This is a genomic window from Amycolatopsis sp. FBCC-B4732, from assembly GCF_023008405.1.
GTDB lineage: Bacteria > Actinomycetota > Actinomycetes > Mycobacteriales > Pseudonocardiaceae > Amycolatopsis > Amycolatopsis pretoriensis_A.
In genome coordinates this window covers 1,821,748-1,844,333 of the sequence record NZ_CP095376.1, presented here as the reverse complement: position 1 = coordinate 1,844,333, position 22,586 = coordinate 1,821,748, and the positions used below count along the sequence as shown (strand labels likewise).

Genomic DNA, 22,586 nt, shown 5'->3' with positions numbered 1-22,586 from the left:
CACCGTCACCGTGCATCGTCCGTCGGTGCGGTCCGCGGTGGCCGGGGGAAGAAGAACGCGACCCGGCTTCGGTAGTCCTGGTAACCCGGGCGGTCCTGCATCCGCCGTTCGGTGCGCTTGGCTCCGGTGGCGAACATCAGCAGGTAGCTCATCAAGGCCGGGGCGGGCAGCGTCCACCCGCCGAAGGGGGACGCCGTCGCGGCCAGCCACGCCCCGTCCCACACCAGTGAGTCGCCGAAGTAGTTCGGGTGCCGCGACCAGCCCCAGAGCCCGGTGTCGAGCACGGCCGGCCGCTCGTCCTCGCCACGCTCGGAATACCGCGCCTTCTGGCGGTCCGCCAGCGCCTCGACCAGTGCACCACCGGCCATGACCGCGAGCCCCGCCGGAGCGAGCCACTTGCGCCGGCCGCGCGGCAGCGCGCTCGCCGCGGCCAGCTGGATCGGCACGGACACCAGCAGCTGGCTCAGCCCTTGGGTGACGAAGACCTTGCCGACGACGGCCGCCGTCGAGTCGCCGTCCAGGAACTCGGTGTAGCGCGGGTCTTCTTCCCGGCTGCCGCGGATCCGGGCGAGCATCTGGCGTTCGAGCCGGGCCGCCCACGCGGTCGTCGCGGCCGCGAGCGCCCACCGCCGACGAGCGTCGCCCCGCCCGGCCAGCGCGCTCGTGACGGCCACCGCGGCCAAGCCGGGGCCCCACACCGCATCGGCGTAATCACGCCGGCCCGCACGCAGCGCGGCCACCGCGGTGGCGGCCTGGGCACCCGCCACGACCCCGGCCGAGAGCACGGCCACCCGGCGCAGGTTGCGCACGTCCGGCGTCATCCGCCGTCGCGATCGCATCGGCGGCTACCGGCCCAGGCCGTTGAGCACGTCGGTCAGCTGCCGCTCGGTGTCGTTGCCGAGCTTCTCGAACACCACCTTGCCCAGCGGCGCCGCGAGTTTCGCGACTCCCTTGAACTCCAGGTCGTTCGTGTAGGTCAGGCGCGACCCGCTCCCGTCGGGGACGACGTCGATGGTCTCGGTCGAGGTCGCGGTGTCGTTGCGGCCCACCAGCACGATCCGGTCGGCGGAGAGCTGCTCGAGCGTGTAGGTCAGCTCCGTGCTGATGCCCGCGATCTTCGAGGTGTTGTGCCACGACGACCCGACCCGCACGGGCCCGTCGTCGTTGCGGGTGCACCGCTCGGTGCCGGGATCCCACTGCTCGGCGTGGCCGAAGTCGGCGAGGTACGGGACGACGACGTCGGGCGCGGGGCCGACGGTGAACGTACGGGAAACGGTGGTCACAGCGTCTTCTTTCGGTAGTCGTGGCAGGCCTGCGAACCGGGATCCGCCGGGGTCAGAGGTCCACGGTGTCGTTGTCCCCCGGATCCGGCCGGTGCCCCGTCACCCGGGCCTTCGCCATCTCGAACAGGGCCCGGGGCTTGCCGCCGGGTGTGTTCCAGTACTCCGCTGAGTCCGCGTCCACCTTCAGCAACACGACGTCGGGGTCGTCCGGACCGTTCGGGAACCAGGCCTGGACGAACTCGTTCCACAGCTCGTTCTTGCGGGCCCGGTCGTCGACCACGGACGCGGTGCCGCTCAGCGACAGCCACGAGCCGGAGCCCGCGTAGCCGACGTTGACCTGGCCGTCCCGGGCGATGTCCGCGACCAGGTCGGCGGTCCTGCTGACGAAGAACCAGGCGGTGCCGTCGAAGTCCACCTGCTGGCTCGTCATCGGCCGGCTGGTCAGCTTGCCGTCCGCGCCGCGGCTGGTGATCATCGCCGTGCGGACCTTCCGCGCGATCTCGGTGACGATGCGGTGGTCGTCGTCGCTCACGAGCTCCTCCGTTTTCATCCGGTTACTGGTGCACTCGGGGTACCCACGAAGTCGCCGGCGAAGCTCCACGAGGGTGAATCGGTTGAAAGTGCCCCGGACGAGAGGACAGCCGGCCGTCCTTCGCGGTGCGAGGCCCCGAGCGGCCGCTTAGCATCCGATCAATGCGAGACCCCGCCATCGAACGAGGTGCCCTATGTCGGAGATCCCTCCGCACGTCCTGGTGATCTTCGGTGCCACCGGCGATCTGGCCAAGCGGCTGCTGTTCCCCGGGGTTGTCCAGCTGTGGCGCGCGGGCGGCCTGCCGGACGGATTCCGCGTCATCGGCACGGGGAGGACGTCGCCGGGAAGTGACCGTGAATTCCGCGACACCCTCGGCCGGGACGTCCGGGAGTTCGGCGATGTCGACACGGCGACCTGGGATGCCTTCGCCGGCCACCTCTCGTTCGTGACGTCCGACAGCGACGACGGTGAAGACCTCGCCGCGGCCGTGCGCGCGGCGCGCGCGGAGCTGGGCGACGGCGCCCGGACGATGCTGTACCTGTCCGTGCCGCCGGAGGCGATGGGGCCCATGGTGCGCATGCTCGGTGACACCGGTCTGGCCGAGGACGCGCGCCTGATCGTCGAGAAGCCGTTCGGCCACGACCTCGCCTCCGCACGCGAGCTCAACGAGACCGTACGGGCTGTCTTCCCCGAAGAGCGGATCTTCCGGATCGACCACTTCCTGGGCAAGGACGCGGTCCGAGACCTGGCCGGGACAGTGACCGGGCCGGTGTCGTCCGTGCGGATCGACGTGCCCGAAGAAATCGACATCGAAGGCCGCGGGTCGTTCATGGAGTCCACCGGCACCTTCCGCGACATGATCCCCACCCACCTGTGCCAGGTCCTCGGCGTCCTGGCCATGGATCCCCCGGACGCCCTCGACGCGGACAGCCTGCACGCCGCGAAACTGGCGGTGTTCCGCGCGCTGCGGCCCTTCGACCCGGAACGCACGGTGTTCGGCCAGTACGAGGGCTACCGCGACGAAGACGACGTCGACCCGGAATCCGACCGGGAAACGTATGTCGAGCTGGACGCATTCGTCGACACCGGGCGCTGGCAAGGCGTGCCCTTCCGCCTGCGGACCGGCAAGGCACTGGCCGAGACACACATCGTGGTCACGGCCGGTCCGCACCGCTTCGACCTCGCCGACGAGTCGGAAGCGACGCCGTACGCGCACTTGCTGCACGACGCGCTGCGGGGTGACCGGACCTGGTTCAACAGCGCCGAGGAGGTCGAGCGGCTGTGGGAGGTGGCCGCGCCGGTACTGGACTCGCCGCCGCCCACCCGGCGGTACGACCGCGGTTCGCAGGGACCGCGGAACGCGGCGGGCCGATGAGCGAGCGGTACCTCCCGATCGCCGAGCACGGTCTCATCGGCGACCTGCGCACCGCCGCCGTCGTCGGCACCGACGGCGGGATCAGCTGGTTCTGCGCACCCCGGTTCGACTCCCCCAGCGTGTTCGGCGCCCTGCTCGACGCCGACGACGGCGGCCGGTGGGCGCTGCACCCCGTGTGCGAAGTGACCAACCGGCACCAGTTCTACATCCCCGACTCCAACATCCTGGTCACCCGCTTCCTCACCGAGGACGGCATCGTCGAGGTCCAGGACTTCATGCCGATCCGGTGCCGGCGCGACCCGGAGCACCGGCAGCGGCTGGTGCGCCGGGTCGTCAACATCCGCGGCCACGTCCGCCTGAGGACCGACGTCCGCCCCCGCTTCGACTACGGCCGCGCGGCACACCGGACCGAAACCGACGGGACCGGGACCGTCTTCGAAGGCCCGGGGCTGCGGCTGGGCCTGCGCACGTCGATCCCGCTGGAGCCCGCCGACGGCGGTCTCGGCGGCGAGTTCGACCTCGGCCCCGGCGACACCGCCGTGTTCGTGCTCGAGGTGCTCGACGGCGACCTGCCCGCCGGCCCGCTGGACGACGAGGTCGAAGACCTCTTCCGGGCCACGGTGGGGTTCTGGCGGTCCTGGATCGAGCAGTCCACCTACACCGGCCGCTGGCGGGAGATGGTGCACCGCTCCGCGCTGCTGCTGAAACTGCTCACCCACGAACCGTCCGGCGCGATCATCGCCGCGCCGACCTGCGGGCTGCCGGAACAGGTCGGCGGCGAGCGCAATTGGGACTACCGGCACGTGTGGATCCGGGACGCCGCCTTTTCGCTCTACGCCTTGCTGCGCCTGGGTTTCACCTGCGAAGCGGAGGACTTCTTCAGCTGGCTCACCGATCGCTTCGACGACCCCGGCGACGGCGACCTCGGCCCGTTGCGGGTGATGTACACCATCGACGGCGAACCCGCGCGCGAAGAAGAAGTCCTCGACCACTGGGAGGGCTACCGCGGCTCCGCGCCGGTCCGGATCGGCAACGCCGCGGCCCGGCAGCTGCAACTGGACATCTACGGCGAGCTGATCGACTCGATCTACCTGTTCGACAAGTACAGCGCCGGCATTTCCCACCAGGCGTGGCACAACCTCGTCCGGGTGCTGGACTGGCTGTTCGAGCACTGGGACCAGCCGGACGAAGGGATCTGGGAAGCGCGCTCCGGGCGGCAGGACCACACGTTCTCCCGGCTGATGTGCTGGGTGGGGATCGAGCGCATGATCCGCGTCGCCCGCCGCCGGGGCCTGCCGGCCGACCTCGGCCGCTGGACGAGCGTCCGCGACGAGATCTACGAGCAGATCCAGACCCGCGGCTGGAGTGCCGAGGAGAACAGCTTTTCCCAGCGCTACGACGGTTTCGCCCCGGATGCGTCGCTGCTGCTGATGCCCCTGGTGAAGTTCTGCAGTCCCACCGACCCGCGGTTCGTCTCCACCATGGCCGCCCTCGAGCGGTCCCTCGTCGTCGACAGCCTGGTCTTCCGCTACGACCCGGACGAGGCACCGGACGGGGTGGACGGCGCCGAAGGCACGTTCTCCATCTGCTCGTTCTGGTACGTGGAAGCCCTGGCCCGCACCGGCCGGGTGGAAGACGCCCGGCTGGCGCTGGAAAAGATGTTCACCTACGCCAACCACGTCGGTCTGTACGCCGAGCAGATCGGCCTGACCGGCGACCAGCTGGGCAACTTTCCCCAGGCGTTCACCCACCTGTCCCTGATCAGCTCCGCGATCAACCTCGACCGCGCCTTGGACGGGTGAGCCACGATTCACCCGAGACGATCCGATTACCCGGATTCGCTGCTGGGTAAGCAAAAGCGGATCGATTTCCTCCTCCCGCTCCCTCACCTCCAAGGACGACGATGCGTGAGCAGAAGACGCCCGAGCCGTGCCGACCGAGCTGCGCGCGCCGGCCGCGGACGCCGACGTTCCGCGGGGCGTCTGCTCCGTCCACGGGATGACGCTGCGGTCCGACGCCGACCGGGCCCGGTGCGCCGTCATCGGCTGCGGCCGCGAGTGGAGCTACGACCGGCTCCACAGCCCGCGTGCGGAAACCGGTCGCCGCGGTCGTCACCGACGAGGACGGCGATGCCGGCAGGCTGTGCCTGGCCCACGCCGACCGGCTGACGCCAGCGGGCCACCGCCGTCACCAGTGGCGTCCTGGGCGCGGGCAAGCGGCCACGCGCCATCCTGACCGGAGACGACATCTTGGCCAAGGCCGGCGGTTACGTCTTGGGCAACCTGGCCGTCTCCGTGATCGCCGGCGCGCTCACCCTGGTCTGGCTGCTGGTCTTCGGGGTGCCCAACGCGGCGCTGCTGGCCATCGCGCCATTCCCATCGCCGCGGCGATTCTCCTGCTGGTCAAGGAGGTGCTCTACCCTCGGCTCGACCAGGCATGACGCAACCACGTCCCCGGCAGACGGCGCCGCTCGAGAACGCCGGTCGAAAATTCCCGACCCGGCGGTGGCGCCGGCTGCTGGCTGAACCGGCGCCACCCCTTTTCAGCCGCCTTGCGCGTACGCAAGACACCGGCGCATACCCCTTTCGCACCGTCTCACACGCGGCTCGCGCGAAACGACCACCGGATGTGATCAACCACACTGCCCATCCACTGTGGGGCTGTCCCGGCGGCATCCAGCGCAACTACCGGCCCTTCCCCCGATCACGTGCGACGCTGGACCGCCGCTGCTCGGAAAGTGTCGGTGCCGGCGGTTACGCTTCCGACCGCTCCGTTGAAACCACAGCGGCGGCACGAGACCGGGATCGGCCTCCGCACGCACCCGCCACGGTTCGACAGGAGCGACCATGCTCGACCACGACCTGCCCCGCGCGTTCGACGAGCTCGCCGGCGCGGCCCGATCGCTGACCGAGTCCTTCGAGAGCGACGAAGGCGAACAAAACGTTCTCGACACCATCGTCGCCGAGGCTGTGCGAGCGTTCCCCGATGCCGATATGGCGAGCATCACCGCCTTCCACCACGGTGAACCCGAAACCGCCGCGCACTCCGACCCGCGCGCGGTCGAGATCGACCGCGGCCAGTACCAGGCCGGTACCGGCCCCTGCCTGCGCGCCGCCGAAACCGGTGACGTCGTGCGGATCGCCATGCCGGACGCGGCCGACCGGTTTCCCGAGTTCGCCCGCCACGCCTCCGCTTTCGGCGTCGGCAGCTACCTGGCCGCGCCCCTGCGCGTGGATGACACGCTCGCCGGTGCGCTGAACCTGTTCGGCTTCGGCGACCACGGGTTCGCCGCGGCGGAATCGCACCTGATCACCGTCTACACCACCCTCGTCTCGTTCGGGCTGCGCAGCGCGCGCCGCTACCGTCACGCGGCCGAACAGTGCGAGCACCTCACCACCGCCATGCGGTCCCGCGCGGTGATCGAACAAGCCAAGGGCATGCTCATGGCCATTCACCGCGTCGACGCCGAAACCGCCATGCGGAGACTGGTCACCGAATCCCAGCAGACCAACACCAAGCTGCGCGACGTCGCCGGCCGATTCGTCGTCGAGGTTTCGAGTCGGCCGAGGACCGCTGACTGACCGCCGATCAAATCTACGATCCGCAAAATCATACGTATGCATCTCGTTCGTCGCCGCCCTCGAAGCCAAGCCGAGGCCGGCGCGAGCTGACCGGCTTGTCGTCGGCCGCAGTGCCACGGAGCGAGGTGCTTTCCAGGTCAGCGTGACAGCGCCCGCGGGCTCGCCACCCGGCAGCAGACCGGCCGACACGAGCAGCACCGGAAGCGCCTCAGCCAGCCCGTCGTCTCCGGGGCGGGTCGGTCGCCCCGATGCCCAGCTCGCGCATCAGCCGCTCGACCTTGCACCGCGCCACCTCGATGCCCTCGCGATGGAGCTGGCCCCAGACCTTCCGTGCCCCGCACAGACCACGTCCCGGCCCACGCCACACCCGGAGAATCCCCTCCTTCAGCCATTCGTCCCGGACCGCGCGAGCCGACGGGGCCGACTCCCGTTATAGCCTCACCCGAAAATTCGTGACCGACCTGCAGCTTGAGTGCCCCGCACGATCGCGGTCGGCCAGGCACTGGCGGGCGTGGCGCCGCCGTGGCGAGCTGCCGGCCGGCCATAACGACTTCCGCCCGCCGCCGTGGATGACAGGTCAGGGACGCCGGGCGCGGCGGACGCAGGCGATCGTCACCGCCACGATGACGGCGAACACCGGGCCCGTCGCGATGTGCACCGCGCCCAGGACCAGGGGCTGGTTGCCCCGGTAGAAGCTCACCTGGAGCGCACCGTTGACGACGTTGACCGCCGCGCAGGTGAGCGTCGAGACCGTGTGGATCCGCCGCAGCCGGGGCACCGACCGCCAGTCGGCGGGGCCGCCGGCGACGCGGTTGAGGATGAGGCCGGTCAGTGGGCGTCCGATGAGGACGGTCGTCAGGCAGACGGCGATGACCGCGAACGGAATCAGCGCGGGGATGAGGAAGAACCCGCGCGCCTCACCGGTGACGGCGGCCACCACCGCGCACGCCGCGACCAGCAGCAAGCCCAGCGCGGCCTGGCGCAGCGGCTGACGCCGATACAGCCGCCAGCCGAACGCGGCGATCGCGGTGCCCGCGGCGGTCACGAGGCCTGCGGTGAGATCGCCGACGGCGTTGGCGGCCACGAACGCCACCGTCGGCGCGGCGGTCACCACGGCGGTCTCCCAGCGGTTCTTGCGCGGCGGGGCCGCGGGTTCGGACGGGACGCGGACTTCGTGGTTCGTGTTCACACCAGAGAACGTCTCACATGAAACTTTCTTGCACAAGGTTGTATCGACTGATACGTTCTCGGTCATGACGATGCGGCTGGGCACGGCGAGAGCGACGGACGGACCGGGCGACGAATCCCCGTTCGCCCTCGGCCTGCTGCTGCGGCGCGCCCACGACCGCGTCGCCGCGGAGCTGCTGGGCGTCCTGCGGCCGCTGGAGCTGGAGTTCCGGCACTTCATCGTGCTCGTCGCGCTCCACCGCAGTGGGCCGATGAGCCAGCGGGCGCTGGTCGGCGCCGTCGGCAGCGACAAGACCACGATGGTCCGCGTCGTCGACGACCTCGAGCGCGCCGGGCTCGTCACCCGCGACCCGCGACCCGGCGACCGGCGGGTGCACACGATCACCCCGACCCCCGCCGGCACAGCCGTGTTCGACACCGCCCACCGGCACGCCGAGCCCGTCGCCGCGCACCTGCGCGAAGGCCTCGGCGACGTCCGGCTCCTCCTGGACCTGCTCACCCGGCTCGCCTTTCCCGGCGAAGCCTGATCCACCACCGATTGGGAGAACCTTCATGCGAGTCGTCATCGCCGGCGCCGGGCTCGGCGGCCTGTGCCTGGCCCACGGACTGTGCCGCGACGGCGTGGACGTCGTCGTACTCGAACGCCACCCGACCCGGGACTCCCGGCCCGCCGGCTACGGCATCCACCTCAACGCCGACGGCCTGCGCGCCCTGCACGCCTGTCTCCCCGGAGAGAACTGGGCGCGGCTGATCGAGACGTCGGCCCCGGCGCCGGACATCGTCCGCTTCCACGACCAAGACCTGCGGGTGCTCGCCGAGCGCGACCACACCGGCACCCCGGCCAACACCGATCCCGTCACGCGCCGGCGGGCGGTGAACCGTGACGCGCTGCGCGACGCCCTGCTCCTCGGCTGCGACGACGTGATCCGCTGGGGCACCTCGTTCGACCGCTTCGAGTACACCGGCGACGGCGTCCGCGTGTACAGCGCCGACGGCCGCGCGATCGACGCGGACCTGCTCGTCGGCGCCGACGGCGCGAACTCCCGCCTCCGCGAGCAGCGGCTGCCTGACCTCCGACGTCAGGACCTGGGCATCGTCAACGTCGCCGGCCGCGTCCGGCTGACTCCCGAGCTCGCAAGCGCGTTGCCGGCGATGCTCATCGACGGCGCCGTCAACAACGTGGTGCCCGCCCGGCCCGGCTGGATGTTCCTGTCCACCTGGGACGCCGGCGCCGAGACGCGGTACGTGGTGTGGGCGTGGGCCGCGGACCGCTCGACCTACCCGGGCGACCTCGGCAGCACCGACCTGCTCGAGCTGGTCCGGGACCGGACCGCCACCTGGGCGCCCCCGCTCCGGCGGATCATCGCCGAGACCGATCCGGCGACCGTCGCGGCAATCCCGCTCAAGACCATGCCGGAGCTGCCGCGGTGGGCACCGACGGCCGTCACCCTGCTGGGCGACGCGATCCACACCATGACCCCGATGGCCGGGATCGGCGCCAACACGGCGTTGCGCGACGCCGGCACGCTGCGCCGGCACCTGGCCGGCGACGGCGGTGTGCCGGGCTACGAAGACGAAATGCGCGGTTACGCCAACGCGGCGCTGGCGCTGTCCACCCGCAACGCCCGCGGCGCGGCGACGACGTCCCGGCTGCCGCGGCACGCCTTCCGGACGGTACTGCGCCTCGCCGAAGCGCTGCCGCCGGTCAAGCAGCGCATGTTCCCGGTCAGCTGAGGAGCAGACGTGCTCGTGGTGATCTCGACCTTCACGGTCCCGCCCGGAAAACAGCGAGAACTCCTGGACCTGTTGCGCGCCAATGCCGAGGAGGTGCTGCGCCACCAGCCCGGCTTCGTGACGGCAGACCTGCTGGCCACCCCCGACGGCACCACGGTCGTCAACCACGCCCGGTGGACCGGCGCGGCGGCCGTCCGCACGATGATGGAAGATCCGGCGACGCGGGAGCGGATGGCGCCCGCGTGGGCGATCGCCCGGCCGGTGGTGCAGCAGTTCACGGTGTCGTCGACGCACGTGCCGGCGAAGTGAGCGGTTCCGGGGAGGTTCCCCGGAACCGCCTCTCAGCGCGGCAGTACCGCGACCGCGTCCACCTCGAACAGCAGCCCCGGCATGGCAAAGGCCTTCACCGCGTGCAGGGTGCTCGCCGGGCGGTCGGCGAGGTACCTGGCCGCGATCGGGAGGTACTTGCGGACATCGGCGGTCTCGGCGACCAGGACGTTCACCTTGACCACGTCGGCCAGCCCGGCGCCGCACGCGCCGAGCACCACCTTCAGGTTCTCGAACGCCTGCTGCGCCTGGCCCTCGAAACCGTCCAGCAGCAAACCGTCGGGGTTGATGCCGACCTGGCCCGAGGTGTGCACCAGGCCACCTGCGACGACCGCGTGCGAGAACGCGTTGCCCGGCGGCTGGTGCACGCCGTCGGGGTGGGTGACGAACTTCGTGGTGCTCATGGGCCGATCACCTTTCTTGTCCGAGTAACACGGCCTGGCCCAGCCACGCTCGTGCTGTGCCACCGGCCGCCGGGTCGTAGGCCGGGTGGATCCGCCGCCCGTACTTCGCGGCGACGTCGGCGAGTTCGCTGATGTCCGGTTCCCAGCCGTGCCGGGTCAGCCATCGCGCCGGATCGACCGGCCCCGACCGCCACAACCGGGCCAGGTCGGGACCGATCGCCACGCGTAGGGGTTCACTGGTCTCGAGGTGGTCGAACGCGAGCGTGCTGCCCGCCGCACTGAGCCCGGTGATGGCCGCCAGCAGCCCGTCCGCGGCAGCCTCGTCCAGTGCGTAGAGCAGGCCCTTGGTCAGCCACGCCGTGGGCCGGCCGGGCCGGAACCCGGCCGCCCGCAACGGCCCGGCCCAGTCCGAACGCAGGTCGGCGACCACGGGACGCCGGACACAGCGGGCCGTAAAGGACGCCGCCGCGGCGTCCTTGAACCGGAGCACCGGGGCTTGGTCGATCTCGAAGACCTCGGTGCCGTCGGGCCAGCCGAGCCGTCACGGACGTCCGTCCATTCCGGACGCCACGAGCACGACCTGCCGAACTCCGCCGGACAGCAGGGCGTCGTCGAGGAACCGCGTCCGCACGGCGACCTGCGGTCCCATCAGCGCGGCGAAGTCCCGCTTCTGTTCGGTGATCCCGGCGGCCTCCAGGAACAGCCGCGCGCACGGATCGGCGGCCAGCCGGTCCGGACGGCGGTCCTCGGCCGCGCGCAGCAGCGCCACCTCGAACGCGGTCCGCCCGATCGCGTCGATCCCGTCCAGGTCCATACGCCTCCTCTCGACGCAGTTATTTGGTTGCGTTCGCGACGGTATCATGTGATACGTTCACTCGTGAAGGATTCACCGAGTGATGAATCACCGAGGAGATGCGGTCATGCCCGAGCCGACCTGTCACGTCGCCGTCGTCTACTACTCCGCGACCGGCACGATCTTCACCCTCGCCGACGCCGTGCGCGCCGGCGCCGCCGACGCCGGGGCGGAGGTGCGGCTACGGCGCGTCGAGGAGATCGTGCCCGTCCAGGCGATCGCCCGCAACGGCGCCTGGGTCGAGCACCTGGCCGGCACCGGGCACATCCCGGTGGCCACGCACGACGACCTGCTCTGGGCCGACGCGATCGTGTTCGGCACCCCGGCGCGGTTCGGGAACGTCGCGAGCCAGCTCAAGCAGTTCCTCGACACCCTGTCCGGGCTCTGGACGCGGGATCTGCTCGCGGACAAGGTCTACAGTGGATTCACCTCGACGGCGTCCGCGCACGGGGGCCAGGAATCGACGCTGTTGGCGCTGTACAACTCCGCGTATCACTTCGGCGGCGTCATCGTCCCGCCCGGGTACAAGGACCACCACGACGACTCCGGCGGAAACCCTTATGGGGCAAGCCACGTCACCGGCGACGACGGCTCGATCGCCGTCGACGACACGGCATCGACGGCGGCACGCTCGCAAGGTCACCGGGTCGCGACGATGGCCGCCGCCCTCAAGCACGGACTCGCCGCGGCATGACCGGCCTACGCCTCGTCGACGGGCGGATAGGTGAACCTGGTCAGCAGGTCCATCAGCTTCGCCGGCTCGCCGGCGCCCAGATGCGAGACCAATTCCCGGGCCGGGGTGAGCGCCTCCTCGTGTGCGGCGTCGAACGCCTTCAGGCCGGCCGGGGTGATCTCGATCTCGCGCACCCGCCGGTCACCCGGCACGGTGTTGCGGACCGCGAACCCCTTCGCTTCCAGGTCGTCGACGACCCGCATGACCCCGGCCTTGTCCGAACCCGTCGCCTCGACCAAGTCCCGCTGCATCGTCGGCCCGCGGTCGGCGAGGACGATCAACACGGCGAAGTGCCTCAGCTCCAACCCGTGCGGGCGCATAGCGGCAGCCATCGCCCCCGCCGCCCGGGCGTGCGCCCGGCGCAGCAGCAGTCCCAATGCGAAGGGGGACACGTCCCCCGGGCGGTCGGTGGCGCGGATCCTGGGCTTACCGGTCATGCGAGCACCCTACCCCAAAGGGCGTCAAGTGATACGGTTTCATTCGATACGGAACGGTGGTGGTCAGTGTGATCGGCTTCGGAGTGGCACCCCGCGCGGACGAGGTCGCCGCCGCTGTGCCCGGCGACGACCTCGTCCCCCACCCGGACGTCGTGATGGACCGCGGGTTCACCCTGGACGCGCCGCCCGAGCGGGTCTGGCCCTGGTTCGCCCAGCTCGGCAAGAACCGCGCGGGCTGGTACCTGCCCACCGGGATCGAGGCGCTCCTTCCCCGGCGCCGCCGCGCCCTGCGCCGGCTCGACCCCGCGCTGCAGCACCTGAGCCCGGGCGACGTGATCGACGACTGGGGCGGCCGCGACGCGACCTTCGAGATCGTCACCCACGACCCGCCCCACACCCTGGTCCACCGCTCCACCCGCGGCCACCTCGAAATCAGCTGGGCGATCCGCCTCACGGACGACGGCGGCGGCACCACCCGGGTCCACCTCCGCTTCCGGCTGAGCGGCGCACGCCGGCCGCGGCTGGTCGAGCACGGCGGTGGGCTGGTCGATCTGCTGACCGTCGCCGGGCTCGCGGCCGGTCTGCGCGACCGGCTGCGCCCCGGCTGACCCGGGTACCCGATCTGTGCAAGTCGTCCACAACGGACGGCTTGCTCGGGAACCGGACAGTGGCTGGTTGAACCGGATGCTGGTGCCGAACGGGTCACGCAGGACCACCCGGTCGGTGACGTCCGCAGGGTCGCCCGGCGTCAGGGAACGGGGACCGTCCACACCAGACGGGTTCCGCCTCCGGCCGGGTGGTCGAGCCGCAACGATCCACCCGCCTCCGCGGCGCGCTGCTCGAGGTTGCGGAGTCCGCTGCGGGCCACGGCTTCCGGCATCCCGATCCCCGTGTCCGATACCTCGACGACCAGGGCGCCGTCCAGGGACACGGTGACCGCCAGTTCGGCCGCCCTCGCGTGCCGCAGGACGTTGGTGACCGCTTCGCGGACGACGGCCTCCGCGTGCTCGGCCAGACCGGCGGGCACCCGGTCGAACGCACCCGACAGCCGCACCGTCGTGCGGATCGCGGAGTCGGCGGTCGTGTCGGCGATCGCGTTCTGCAGGCGGGCCCGCAGGCCCCGCCCGGCTCCCGGCTGCGCGTGCAGGGCGAAGATCGCGCTGCGGATCTCCTCGATGACGTCCTGGAGCTGGTCGATGTGCTGGGTGAGCCGGCTGGTGACCGCGGGCGAACCGGACCGGCGACGGGTGCCCTCGATCCCCAGGCCCACCGCGAACAACCGCTGGATGACGTGGTCGTGGAGGTCGCGGGCGATCCGGTCGCGGTCCACCACGACGTCCAGCTCCCGGCGGGCGGCCTGGCTTTCGGCGTCCCGCAGCGCCAGCGCGGCCTGGTCGGCGAAGGCGGACACCAGCTGCAGCTCGTGCTCGTCGAACCGCGCCGCGCCGCGGCCGCGGATCGCCAGGAGCACCGCCGCGCCGGACCGCGAGCCGGACCGCAACCGCACCACCAGCGCCGGCCCGAGGTCCACGCCGAGGCCGCCGGCCAGGTCGAACGCCAGGCTCGGCACGCTGCGCGGCACGTGGTCGCGCAGTACCGCACCCGAGGTCGACCCGTCGAGCGGGATCCGGCGACCGGTCAGCAAGTCGGCGTCGGGGCCGGCGCACACCGTGACGACCAATGCCCCACCGGGCGACTCGGGCAGCGCGATGAGCGCGTCGTCGGCGCCGGTGAGCTCGGCGGCCCGGGTCGCGATCAGGTGCAGCACCGCACGGACGTCCGTGCCGCCCAGGAGCTCGGCGGAGATCTCCCCGATGGCTTCCAGCCACCGCTGCCTGCTCCGGCTCTCCTCGTAGAGCCGCGCGTTGTCGACCGCGATCCCGGCCGCCGCCGCCAGCGCCACGGTCGCTCGTTCGTCGTCGGCGGTGAACGGCTGCTCGCGGCTGAGGTACAACCGCCCGAGGACCTCGCCCCGCACCGGCAGCGGGACGCCGAGGAACGCGCGCATCGACGGGTGGGCCGGCGGGAACCCACCGGTTCCGAGGCGGGCCAGGCGTACCGGGGCCCGGCCGGTCACCAGCTCGCCGAGCAGCCCGTGGCCGTCCGGTGGCGGGCCCAGCCGCTCCCGCGTGGCGTCGTCGACGCCGGTCACGGCGAACGCGGTCGTGCGGCCGTCCTCGTCGAGCAGGGCCAGCGCGCCGTACCGGGCGCCGACCAGGCCGGCCGCGGCCGTGACGATCCGGCGCAGCGTCGTCTCGAGCTCCAGACCGGCGGAAAAGGCGAGGACGGCCGCCGGCAGCGCGTCCATCCGGTCCCGGCCCGACGTCGGTTCCTCGGGCATGCCACCACTGTGACACAGCGGTCTCGATCCGGGTCGCAACCGACGACCTTCGCCCGGAGGCGGAGGCCGTTCGGCACTGGGCGGAGCCCGCGGCCCGGGCGGACGGTGAAAGCGCATCCAGTAGTCCAGGAGTTCGGAGCCGTCCATGAAGACCGGTGTCATGCCCGTCGGGCACCTCAGCGCAAGCCAGGTGCACGCCGCCCTCCTCGCGGCCACGGCTCCTCCGCCGCTGCTGTCCGCCCGGCCGTGGCGGTTCCAGTGCACCCCGGATTCCGTCGAGCTGTACGCGGATCCGCTCACCACCGGCACCGACAGCGAGCAACGGGAACGGATGCTGGACTGCGGTGCGGCCTTGCTCAACCTCCGGCTGGCGATCAAGGCGCAGGGCAGCCACGCCGACGTCCGGCTGTTCCCCACGGCGGGGCGGCCCGACCTGCTCGCCGTCGTGCAGCCGCACGGGTACGAGACGATCGCCCCGCACGACGAGGAACTCGTGGCGGCCATCGCCGGCCGGCAGAGCAACCGGCGTCCCTTCACCGCTGCCGTCGTCCCCGACGCGGTGCAGCGGCAGCTCCGGCGCGCGGCCGAGGTGGAACGCGCGTGGCTGGCCACCATCACCGCCGACCAGGTGCCACAGCTGCGCGACATCATGCGCCACGCCGAAGTCCCGCCGGCACCCCCGGGTCCCGGTGGCGGGAGTGACCTCGACGTCGAACCCGACCGGCTGGTCGTGGTCATCGGCTCGCTGCACGACACCGCCCTGGGCCGGCTCCAGGCCGGCCAGGCCATGCAGCGGGTGCTGCTGACGGCTGCCGCCGCCGGGATTTCGGCGGCACTCTCCTCACAGGCGATGGCCGAGCCGGCGAGCCGGCGTGAACTGCGGCAGCTGCTCGGCGGCGGGCTCTGGCCCCAGATCATGCTGCGCCTCGGCCACGGCACCGCGGTGCCGTCGTCGGCGCGGACACCGCTCGAGGACGTCGTGATCAGCGACGAGCACCCGTTCGCCACTAACCGCCGGGACGGCGCTCCGCGTCGTGGATCCCGGTGACCAGCACCGCCGCCTGGGACCGCCGCTCCAACCCGAGCTTCGCCAGCAGCCGGGACACGTAGTTCTTGACGGTCTTCTCCGCGAGGAACATCCGCTCGGCGATCTGCCGGTTCGTCAGGCTTTCCCCGAGCAGGTCCAGCAGGACGAGCTCCTGCTCGCTCAGCCCCGCCAGCGGACCCGGTTTCCCGGCCTTCGCCCGCAGCTCGGCCATGAGTGCGGCGACCGCCCGGGTGTCCAGCAGGGTTTCGCCGGACCCCACCCGGCGGATGGCGTCGATTAGCTGCAAACCCTTCACATCCTTGATGACGTACCCCTCGGCGCCGGCCAGGACCGCTTCGACCATCGAATCCTCGTCGGTGAAAGAGGTCAGTATCAGGCACCGCAGGCCGGGCAGTGCCACGCGCAGGTCGCGGCACAGCTCCACGCCGTTCCCGTCGGGCAGCCGCACGTCGAGCACCGCCACGTCCGGGCGCAGCGCGGGGACCCTGGCCATGGCCTCCGCGACCGAAGAAGCCTGTCCGACGACGGTCAGGTCGGGTTCGTCGTCGACGAGTTCGGCGACCCCGCGCCGCACGAGTTCGTGGTCGTCGACCAGGAAGACCGTGATGACGAGCGCGTTTTCGTCCACGTTCTCAGGCTACGCCCGCCCGCGCCGAACGACCCCGGAAGAAAGGTCCGGCGGCACTAGGCCGCGCGGGGCGCGCGGACCACGGTGGAGGGATGACAGAGATCCAGCACAGGCCCGATCATCACCTCAAGACCGCTGTCACCGATGAACTCGCCTGGACCCCCAGCGTCAACGCCGAAGGGATCGGCGTGACCGTCTCGGGCGGTGTCGCGGCGCTGTCCGGGCACGTGGGCACCTACCCCGAGAAGGAAGAGGCGCTGCGCGCCGCGGCCCGGGTCCAGGGCGTGACCACGACCACGGACAAGATCATCGTCCGGCACGGTCAAGACGTTCCGGTGGACGCGGATCTCGCCCGGGCGGCCATGGCCGTGTTCGACCACCACACGATCCTCGTACCGAAGGACTCGGTGCAGGTCGACGTGCGCGACCAGGTCGTCACCCTGCGCGGCTCGGTGGACTGGCACCACCAGCGTGAAGCCGCCCGCCGGGCGGTGGCCGTGCTCCCCGGCATCAGCGGGGTGCGCAACCTGATCACGCTGCGGCCTTCGCCGGGTGTCTCGGCAGCCGAGACCAAGGCGCAGATCGTCGCGGCGCTCGCCCGGCACGCCCCGGGGTTCGCGCAGCACGTCGAGGTCGGCATCGACGACGGCCAGGTCACCCTGACCGGCCAGGTCCTCACCCCGGCCGAACGCCGTTCGGCCGAGCAGACCGCGTGGTTCGCCCCCGGCGTGACCGCGGTCGACAACCAGGTGAAGCTCTCCGGCTGAGCCTCCTCCCGCGCTAGCCGCGAAGTCTGGAGCACCATGAACGTTCTCGTGATCGTCCTCATCGCCGCCGCGCTGCTGCTTCTCCTCGCTACCGCGGTGCGGATCGTCAAGCAGTACGAACAGGGTGTCCTGTTCCGGCTCGGCCGGGTGATCGGCGTGTGCGAGCCGGGGTTGCGGCTGATCATCCCCGTCGTCGACGTCCTGCGCCGGGTGCCGTTGCGGATCATCACGATGCCGATCCAGTCCCAGGGCATCATCACCCGGGACAACGTGAGCGTCGACGTGTCCGCGGTGGCGTACTTCCGGGTGCGGGACGCGGTGAAGTCGGTCGTCGCGATCGAGAACGTCTACGCCGCGATCGACCAGATCGCCCAAACCACGTTGCGGAAGGTCGTCGGGCAGCACACGCTGGACGAGACGCTGTCCGAGACCGACAGCATCAACGTCGACATCCGCCGGATCCTGGACGTCACCACTCTCGACTGGGGTGTGGAAGTGACTTTGGTGGAACTGAAGGACATCCAGCTGCCGGACACGATGAAGCGGGCGATGGCCAGGCAGGCCGAAGCGGAACGCGAAAAGCGCGCCAAGATCATCAGCGCCGAAGGCGAATCCCTGGCCGCCGCCGCACTCGGCGACGCGTCCGACACGATGATGGCGCACCCGCTCGCGCTGCAGCTGCGCAACCTGCAGAGCCTGGTGGAGATCGGCGTGGACAAGAACACCACCGTCGTCTTCCCCGCCCCGCTGATGAGCACCATCGGCGAGCTGGGCTCCTTCCTGGCCCGCGAGAGCGCCGCCGCGACCCGGCCGGAACCGGTCACCACGGCCCCGATCGTGCCGCCGAAAGCGGCCGTGAACGGAACCCGGGCCGAAGACCGCTGACCCGCGGCCCACGGACTCCGCGGTGTTCTGTCCGAAAAGGACAGAGCACCGCGGACTCGGGCGGGCCGCCGGAACCGTGAGGAGCACGCCATGTCCACCGCCACCCCACCGGTACGAGCCCTGCTCCCGGACGGCGAAGTCGCCTGGGTGCGCACGCTGGAAGCTCGCGACGCCGCCGCGGTCCTCGCGCTGCGGGCCCGGGTCTCCGGGCGGGATCGGCACCTGCGGTTCTTCGGTCTCGGCGTGGCCGGCCTGGCCGAGCTTTCGACGCAGCTGTCCCGCGGCTCCGGCGTCGGGCACACCGCGGTGGGGTGTTTCCTGCACTCCCGGCTGGTGGGCATCGCCCGCTACGACATCCTCACCGACCCGGCCGAAGCGCAGGTCGCGCTGGCGGTCGACGGCCACGGCCCGACGCTCGGCGTGGCGGCCTTGCTGCTCGAACAGCTCGTCGTCTCGGCGGAACACGAGGGTGTGCGGATGCTCGTCGCCGACGTGGACGCGGGAAACGCGAAGATGCTCGGCGTCTTCGCGGCACTGGGCATCCCGTTCCGCCCCGGCCTGCCGGGGCGGAACCGCTCCCCGGAGTGACGTCCGGTCAGCCGTCGGTTCGGTCCTGGGGCGTCGGTGACGAGGCATCCAGGCGGGCGTGCAGCCGTTCGCGGATCTCGTCCGGGGTGTAGGCCCGCCGCCGGCGTTCTTCCCGGGCGATCACCACCCCGGTCGCGGCGACCCCGACGAGCCCGGCCAGTCCCACTGTCTTCCACCAGCGCATCGGCCTAGGCTACTGCCGTGCCGGGGAGCGAGCTGGATTTCGACGAAGCCGTGGCCGGGACGCGCACGGGTGACCTGTGGCTGTTCCGGGGCCGGTCCGCGGCCGACCGCACGATCCGCGTCGTGACGAACAGCCCGGTCAACCACGTCGGCATGGCCGTGGTGATCGAGGACCTGCCGCCGCTGCTGTGGCACGCGGAGCTGGGGCGGGCCCTGCCGGACGTCTGGTCCGGGACCCACCAGCGGGGCGCCCAGCTGCACGACCTGCGCCAGGCGGTGCTCGTGTGGGCGGAGAAGTACCACCAGCGGGTGTGGCTGCGCCAGCTCGACCACCCGGTCACCGGGGAGGTGGAGGACGCAGTCCTGCGGACGATCGCGCGGCTGGACGGCACGCCGTTCCCGTCGACCGCGCGCCTCGCGTCGCGCTGGCTCGGCGGCCGGCTGCCCCGGCGCAGGCGGGAGGCCCGGGAGGCCGGCCTCGAAAGCGCTTACTGCGCCGAGATCGTCGCTCTGACCTACGAAGCCATGGGCCTGCTGTCCCCGGGCCGCCGGCCGAACTGGTACGACGCCGGCCGGTTCTGGAGCGGCGACGACCTCGAGCTGGCGGGCGGCGCGGCGCTGGGCGACGAAATCACCGTGCGCCTCCAGAGCTGACTTGTCAGTCCACTGTGGACGTCACCGGCGGACCTCGGTCGGCAGGCGGGGTTCGCGGTGCAGCAGTTCGAGCGCCTCGGTGTCGGCGACCGCGGGGAACTTCCGGTAGCTGTTGCCGACCGCGTGCAGCCAGGGCAGCGTGCGCAGGCAGACGAACTGGTCCACCTCCCGGGCGAGCCGGTCGACCACGTCGGCCTGGGCGACCGGAACCGCCAGCACGATCCGGCGGACCTGGCGGGCCCGCAGGACGCGGATCGCCGTGTGCGCGGTCGTGCCGGTGGCGGCGCCGTCGTCGGCGAGGACGACCGTGCGGCCGGCGATCGCCGCCGGCACCACCGTGCCCCGGTACCCGGTGATCTGCCGGGCCAGCCCGGCCCGCGCTTCGTCGGCGAGCCGGGTGAGCTCGCCCGCCTCGATGTCGAACCGGCGGATGGCGTCGTGGTCCCAGACGGCCAAGCCGCCCTCCCCGACGGCGCCGAGCGTCGTCGGCGGCGGCCCCGCGGCCTCGATCCGGCCGGTGAGCAGGATGTCCAGCGGCGCGCCGAGGACGTCGGCGATCTCGCCGGCCACCACCAGCCCGCCCTCGGACAGGCCGAGGACCACAGCCCGGTCGCCGCGCAGCGGTCGCAACCGCAGGGCCAGCCGCTCGCCGGCTTCCCGGCGATCACGGAACCGCATGGGCACTCCCGGGAGTCGAAGGCCGTTCGGCCGGCTCCAGCATCACGGCACCGCGTCCGCGGCGCGAGGGCCGTTGGTCACCGCCAGGTGGACCGTTCGGCACCCTTTCACCGGTGCCGCAACGGACCCAGGTGAGTGGGAGTGGCCGTCTCCACGGGGGCCAGCACGACCGCGGGAGCGAGATCGCGGTCGGCCAGCGCGCGTGCGACGTCGCTGAGCCGGAGGTTGTTCCGCCGGGCGAAGCCGCGCAGGGCCTGGAAGGCCGCGTCCATGCTCAGCTGCCCGCTGACGGCGAGCACACCCTTGGCCTGCTCGATGATCACCCGGCTGTTCAACGCGGTCTGCAGCTGCTCGGAGAGGATCTCCCCTCGGCGGAAGGCTCGTTCGTGGAGGATGCCGATGGTCGCGGTGTCGGCCAGCCCCTGCGCCAGTGCCACGTCGTCCGCCGACAGGTCCCCCGAGTTCAGCCCGAAGAGGTTCAGCGCTCCGATCGTCTGTTTGCGCAGTCGCAACGGCAGCGCGTGCACCGACGCGAACCCGTCCTTGGCCGCCTCGATGGCGAACCGCGGCCACCGCGCGGCCTGCGCGGCGATGTCGGCCACCAGCACCGGCGTGCTGGTCGTGAAGCACTCGATGCACGGCCCTTCGTCGATGTCGAGCTGGAACAGCTCGAGCAGCCGCGCCTGCTCGGTGGAGGAGGCGAGCAGCTGCAAGCCGCCCCGCTCGTCGACCAGGGTCAGCCCGGCCGCGGCGACGTCGAGCAGCTCCACGCACTGCTGCACCAGCGTGTGCAGCAGGTCGGCGACGTCGTAGTCGTCGACCAGCGTGTCCGCCAGCGCGACGAACGCCCGGGTCACTTGTCGTTCACGGTCGGCCATGCCCACCATCTCCTGGTTCGTCAGCTGCTTTCATGGTGATCCTCACCCGAACTCCTCGTCCAGTCGCAGTCGCCCGGCCACGATGTCGGCCGCGACCTCGAGCAGGGAACGTCCGTGCCCGAACGCGTACGCTCGCAACCGGGCCAACGCGGCGGACGCGGGCAGGTCCAGGTGCGCGATCAACATCCCGGTGGCCTGGTGCACCTCCCGGTGCCGCATCCCCGCGCCCGCCATCCACCGCCCGTCCCCGTCGAGCCAAAGACCACCTCCGCCGCGCAGTCCCGACAGGGCGAGCGCCGCGATGTCGGCCACCTGCAGGGCCGTCGACAGCTCGCCGGCGCTCAGCGAGCCCGGTGTCGACCGATAGGTGTCGAGGGTCGCCACCCGGACCGCGCCGATCTGCACCGGGAACGTGAACAACGCGGCCACCGGCTGTGCCGCGGCCTCGGCCGCGAACACCGGCCACGCCGGTGGCGATCCCGCTGCCAGATCCGGCACCAGCACAGGGCCACCGAGGCTGTACGCCTCGAAGCACGGCCCTTCCCCCAGGGAGAACTGCAGCTCCGCCAGCGCGGTGCTCACCGCGTCGCTCGCGTAGACGACCTCCCGGTGCCCGGCGTCGACCATCACCGACACCGCCGCGCCGTCCACCGGTAACAGGCGCACGCACGCTCGGCACACCCGCCCGACGACGTCGACGCCGCTGCCGGCCCCTCCCTCGCCCAGGGCGGCCAGCACACTCGCGCGCAAGACTTCGACCTCAGCCACCGCGTTTCCACATCCAGTTCCGCCCATGTCGGTGCACGTGATCGCCACACCAACTCGGACACAGCCAGGTCCGGATCAGCACCGCTGTCGCGGCCGCGGGCACCCACCCTACCCGCAACCGCGGGCCGGCCCGGGCCATCACGGCACCGGCGCGGCGGCTAGGTGCCGGCGCAGCGAGGTCAGCGCCCGATGCTGGCTCACCCGCACCGCTCCCGGGCTGGCGACCCCGAGCACCGCGGCCGTGTCTTGGGCGGACAGGCCGACCATGACCCGCAGGACCACGACGTCGCGCTGCTGCGGTGCCAGCAGGGCGAGCAGGTGGTGCAGCCGCTGCCGCCACTCGAGGTCTTCGACGTGGTGGAGCGGTTCCTGGTGCCCGGCGGGTTCCGGAGCGAACGCCGGAACCGGGACGCTGACATCGGCACCGCGGCGCCGGTACGTGTCGACGACCTTGTGCGCGGCGACGCCGTACACGAAACCGACGAACTTGCCGGCACCGTGCCGGTAGCCCGGCAGCGCGCCCAGCACGCCGATCAGGACCTCCTGCGCGCAGTCGTCCGCATCGCTGTCGCGGTGCCACCGGTCCCCCAGCCGCGCCCGGCAGTACTGCAGCACGCCCGGGTGCAGCAGACCCAGCAACGCGCCCGTCGCGGCGCGGTCGCCCGACACCGCTGACGCCAGGAGTGCGCCGTCGACCCACATGATGTCCTTCCCTCCTCGG

Annotated in this window: 27 protein-coding genes and 1 pseudogene; 13 read left to right on the top strand and 15 right to left on the bottom strand. The window is 71.7% G+C overall.

From position 1 onward, the window contains the following. Nucleotides 1-5 precede the first annotated feature (5 nt). The 3 genes from MUY14_RS07740 to MUY14_RS07730 are packed head-to-tail and all read right to left on the bottom strand — an operon-like array spanning nucleotide 6 to nucleotide 1,815. Nucleotides 6-839 (bottom strand): DUF1295 domain-containing protein, encoded by an 834-nt coding sequence (locus MUY14_RS07740; protein WP_247022078.1) that lies wholly within the window; start codon nucleotides 837-839, stop codon nucleotides 6-8. Nucleotides 840-845: 6 nt separating this feature from the next. Next, a complete protein-coding gene (locus tag MUY14_RS07735) occupies nucleotides 846-1,283 on the bottom strand; it encodes an SRPBCC family protein (RefSeq protein WP_247022077.1) in 438 nt (145 codons plus the stop codon). A 52-nt stretch (nucleotides 1,284-1,335) separates the two neighbouring features. After that, nucleotides 1,336-1,815, bottom strand: coding sequence for a pyridoxamine 5'-phosphate oxidase family protein (locus MUY14_RS07730; protein WP_247022076.1), 480 nt, complete (start codon nucleotides 1,813-1,815; stop codon nucleotides 1,336-1,338). A gap of 193 nt (nucleotides 1,816-2,008) precedes the next feature. Between MUY14_RS07730 and MUY14_RS07725 the strand changes: the two genes are divergently transcribed. The 3 genes from MUY14_RS07725 (at nucleotide 2,009) to MUY14_RS07715 (ending at nucleotide 6,771) form a co-directional block, all read left to right on the top strand. Beyond that, nucleotides 2,009-3,190 (top strand): glucose-6-phosphate dehydrogenase, encoded by a 1,182-nt coding sequence (locus tag MUY14_RS07725; protein WP_247022075.1) that lies wholly within the window; start codon nucleotides 2,009-2,011, stop codon nucleotides 3,188-3,190. Further along, nucleotides 3,187-4,992 carry a glycoside hydrolase family 15 protein gene (locus MUY14_RS07720; RefSeq protein ID WP_247022074.1) on the top strand — a complete coding sequence of 602 codons (1,806 nt, stop codon included), beginning with the start codon at nucleotides 3,187-3,189 and terminating at the stop codon, nucleotides 4,990-4,992. The genes MUY14_RS07725 and MUY14_RS07720 overlap by 4 nt, the downstream gene beginning before the upstream one ends. 1,044 nt (nucleotides 4,993-6,036) lie before the next feature. Beyond that, nucleotides 6,037-6,771 (top strand): GAF and ANTAR domain-containing protein, encoded by a 735-nt coding sequence (locus MUY14_RS07715; RefSeq protein WP_247022073.1) that lies wholly within the window; start codon nucleotides 6,037-6,039, stop codon nucleotides 6,769-6,771. 208 nt (nucleotides 6,772-6,979) lie between these two features. Here MUY14_RS07715 and MUY14_RS46815 read toward each other — a convergent pair whose 3' ends face one another. After that, nucleotides 6,980-7,159 carry an IS3 family transposase gene (locus MUY14_RS46815; RefSeq protein ID WP_396126841.1) on the bottom strand — a complete coding sequence of 60 codons (180 nt, stop codon included), beginning with the start codon at nucleotides 7,157-7,159 and terminating at the stop codon, nucleotides 6,980-6,982. A gap of 189 nt (nucleotides 7,160-7,348) precedes the next feature. Next, nucleotides 7,349-7,960 carry a DUF3159 domain-containing protein gene (locus MUY14_RS07705; RefSeq protein WP_247022072.1) on the bottom strand — a complete coding sequence of 204 codons (612 nt, stop codon included), beginning with the start codon at nucleotides 7,958-7,960 and terminating at the stop codon, nucleotides 7,349-7,351. A gap of 64 nt (nucleotides 7,961-8,024) precedes the next feature. Between MUY14_RS07705 and MUY14_RS07700 the strand changes: the two genes are divergently transcribed. The 3 genes from MUY14_RS07700 to MUY14_RS07690 are packed head-to-tail and all read left to right on the top strand — an operon-like array spanning nucleotide 8,025 to nucleotide 10,002. Then, nucleotides 8,025-8,486 carry a MarR family winged helix-turn-helix transcriptional regulator gene (locus tag MUY14_RS07700; protein WP_247022071.1) on the top strand — a complete coding sequence of 154 codons (462 nt, stop codon included), beginning with the start codon at nucleotides 8,025-8,027 and terminating at the stop codon, nucleotides 8,484-8,486. A 25-nt stretch (nucleotides 8,487-8,511) separates the two neighbouring features. Beyond that, nucleotides 8,512-9,693: an NAD(P)/FAD-dependent oxidoreductase gene (locus MUY14_RS07695; protein ID WP_247022070.1), complete on the top strand. Its 1,182-nt coding sequence runs from the start codon at nucleotides 8,512-8,514 to the stop codon at nucleotides 9,691-9,693. Between the two features lie 9 nt (nucleotides 9,694-9,702). Continuing rightward, a complete protein-coding gene (locus MUY14_RS07690; protein WP_247022069.1) occupies nucleotides 9,703-10,002 on the top strand; it encodes an antibiotic biosynthesis monooxygenase in 300 nt (99 codons plus the stop codon). 32 nt (nucleotides 10,003-10,034) lie between these two features. On the opposite strand, the gene MUY14_RS07685 is transcribed toward MUY14_RS07690, so the two are convergent. Together MUY14_RS07685 and MUY14_RS07680 are read right to left on the bottom strand one after the other, a co-directional pair. Beyond that, nucleotides 10,035-10,424, bottom strand: coding sequence for a RidA family protein (locus MUY14_RS07685; RefSeq protein ID WP_247022068.1), 390 nt, complete (start codon nucleotides 10,422-10,424; stop codon nucleotides 10,035-10,037). Nucleotides 10,425-10,431: 7 nt separating this feature from the next. After that, a pseudogene (locus MUY14_RS07680) lies at nucleotides 10,432-11,238 on the bottom strand (SAM-dependent methyltransferase). Nucleotides 11,239-11,344: 106 nt separating this feature from the next. Between MUY14_RS07680 and wrbA the strand changes: the two are divergent. After that, nucleotides 11,345-11,971 carry an NAD(P)H:quinone oxidoreductase gene (wrbA, locus tag MUY14_RS07675; protein ID WP_247022067.1) on the top strand — a complete coding sequence of 209 codons (627 nt, stop codon included), beginning with the start codon at nucleotides 11,345-11,347 and terminating at the stop codon, nucleotides 11,969-11,971. A 5-nt stretch (nucleotides 11,972-11,976) separates the two neighbouring features. Here the strand turns inward: wrbA and MUY14_RS07670 are convergent, their stop codons facing one another. Then, nucleotides 11,977-12,447, bottom strand: a complete 471-nt coding sequence (locus tag MUY14_RS07670; protein WP_247022066.1) for a MarR family winged helix-turn-helix transcriptional regulator — start codon at nucleotides 12,445-12,447, stop codon at nucleotides 11,977-11,979. 68 nt (nucleotides 12,448-12,515) lie between these two features. Between MUY14_RS07670 and MUY14_RS07665 the strand changes: the two genes are divergently transcribed. Next, nucleotides 12,516-13,055: an SRPBCC family protein gene (locus MUY14_RS07665; RefSeq protein WP_247022065.1), complete on the top strand. Its 540-nt coding sequence runs from the start codon at nucleotides 12,516-12,518 to the stop codon at nucleotides 13,053-13,055. Between the two features lie 140 nt (nucleotides 13,056-13,195). Here the strand turns inward: MUY14_RS07665 and MUY14_RS07660 are convergent, their stop codons facing one another. Next, complete coding sequence (locus tag MUY14_RS07660; protein ID WP_247022064.1) at nucleotides 13,196-14,788, bottom strand: GAF domain-containing sensor histidine kinase; 1,593 nt, start codon at nucleotides 14,786-14,788, stop codon at nucleotides 13,196-13,198. A 145-nt stretch (nucleotides 14,789-14,933) separates the two neighbouring features. Between MUY14_RS07660 and MUY14_RS07655 the strand changes: the two genes are divergently transcribed. Next, nucleotides 14,934-15,836, top strand: a complete 903-nt coding sequence (locus tag MUY14_RS07655) for a hypothetical protein (protein WP_247022063.1) — start codon at nucleotides 14,934-14,936, stop codon at nucleotides 15,834-15,836. On the opposite strand, the gene MUY14_RS07650 is transcribed toward MUY14_RS07655, so the two are convergent. Beyond that, nucleotides 15,796-16,464 carry a response regulator transcription factor gene (locus MUY14_RS07650; RefSeq protein WP_247022062.1) on the bottom strand — a complete coding sequence of 223 codons (669 nt, stop codon included), beginning with the start codon at nucleotides 16,462-16,464 and terminating at the stop codon, nucleotides 15,796-15,798. The genes MUY14_RS07655 and MUY14_RS07650 overlap by 41 nt on opposite strands. 92 nt (nucleotides 16,465-16,556) lie before the next feature. Here MUY14_RS07650 and MUY14_RS07645 point away from each other — a divergent pair, with 92 nt between their 5' ends. The 3 genes from MUY14_RS07645 (at nucleotide 16,557) to MUY14_RS07635 (ending at nucleotide 18,704) form a co-directional block, all read left to right on the top strand. Continuing rightward, the gene (locus tag MUY14_RS07645) at nucleotides 16,557-17,231 is read left to right on the top strand and encodes a BON domain-containing protein (RefSeq protein WP_247022061.1); all 675 of its coding nucleotides are present in this window, start codon (nucleotides 16,557-16,559) and stop codon (nucleotides 17,229-17,231) included. Nucleotides 17,232-17,267: 36 nt separating this feature from the next. After that, complete coding sequence (locus MUY14_RS07640; protein WP_247022060.1) at nucleotides 17,268-18,116, top strand: slipin family protein; 849 nt, start codon at nucleotides 17,268-17,270, stop codon at nucleotides 18,114-18,116. Nucleotides 18,117-18,206: 90 nt separating this feature from the next. Further along, nucleotides 18,207-18,704: a GNAT family N-acetyltransferase gene (locus tag MUY14_RS07635; RefSeq protein WP_247022059.1), complete on the top strand. Its 498-nt coding sequence runs from the start codon at nucleotides 18,207-18,209 to the stop codon at nucleotides 18,702-18,704. Nucleotides 18,705-18,711: 7 nt separating this feature from the next. On the opposite strand, the gene MUY14_RS07630 is transcribed toward MUY14_RS07635, so the two are convergent. After that, nucleotides 18,712-18,888 (bottom strand): hypothetical protein, encoded by a 177-nt coding sequence (locus tag MUY14_RS07630; protein ID WP_247022058.1) that lies wholly within the window; start codon nucleotides 18,886-18,888, stop codon nucleotides 18,712-18,714. A 17-nt stretch (nucleotides 18,889-18,905) separates the two neighbouring features. Here MUY14_RS07630 and MUY14_RS07625 point away from each other — a divergent pair, with 17 nt between their 5' ends. Next, the gene (locus tag MUY14_RS07625) at nucleotides 18,906-19,541 is read left to right on the top strand and encodes a hypothetical protein (protein ID WP_247022057.1); all 636 of its coding nucleotides are present in this window, start codon (nucleotides 18,906-18,908) and stop codon (nucleotides 19,539-19,541) included. A gap of 21 nt (nucleotides 19,542-19,562) precedes the next feature. Here the strand turns inward: MUY14_RS07625 and MUY14_RS07620 are convergent, their stop codons facing one another. From MUY14_RS07620 to MUY14_RS07605, 4 genes are all read right to left on the bottom strand, one after another. Continuing rightward, nucleotides 19,563-20,219: a phosphoribosyltransferase gene (locus MUY14_RS07620; RefSeq protein ID WP_247022056.1), complete on the bottom strand. Its 657-nt coding sequence runs from the start codon at nucleotides 20,217-20,219 to the stop codon at nucleotides 19,563-19,565. A 107-nt stretch (nucleotides 20,220-20,326) separates the two neighbouring features. After that, nucleotides 20,327-21,097 carry a GAF and ANTAR domain-containing protein gene (locus MUY14_RS07615; RefSeq protein WP_247022055.1) on the bottom strand — a complete coding sequence of 257 codons (771 nt, stop codon included), beginning with the start codon at nucleotides 21,095-21,097 and terminating at the stop codon, nucleotides 20,327-20,329. A 42-nt stretch (nucleotides 21,098-21,139) separates the two neighbouring features. Next, nucleotides 21,140-21,865 (bottom strand): GAF domain-containing protein, encoded by a 726-nt coding sequence (locus MUY14_RS07610; RefSeq protein ID WP_247022054.1) that lies wholly within the window; start codon nucleotides 21,863-21,865, stop codon nucleotides 21,140-21,142. Nucleotides 21,866-22,003: 138 nt separating this feature from the next. Next, nucleotides 22,004-22,567 carry a sigma-70 family RNA polymerase sigma factor gene (locus MUY14_RS07605; protein WP_247022053.1) on the bottom strand — a complete coding sequence of 188 codons (564 nt, stop codon included), beginning with the start codon at nucleotides 22,565-22,567 and terminating at the stop codon, nucleotides 22,004-22,006. Nucleotides 22,568-22,586: the final 19 nt, after the last annotated feature.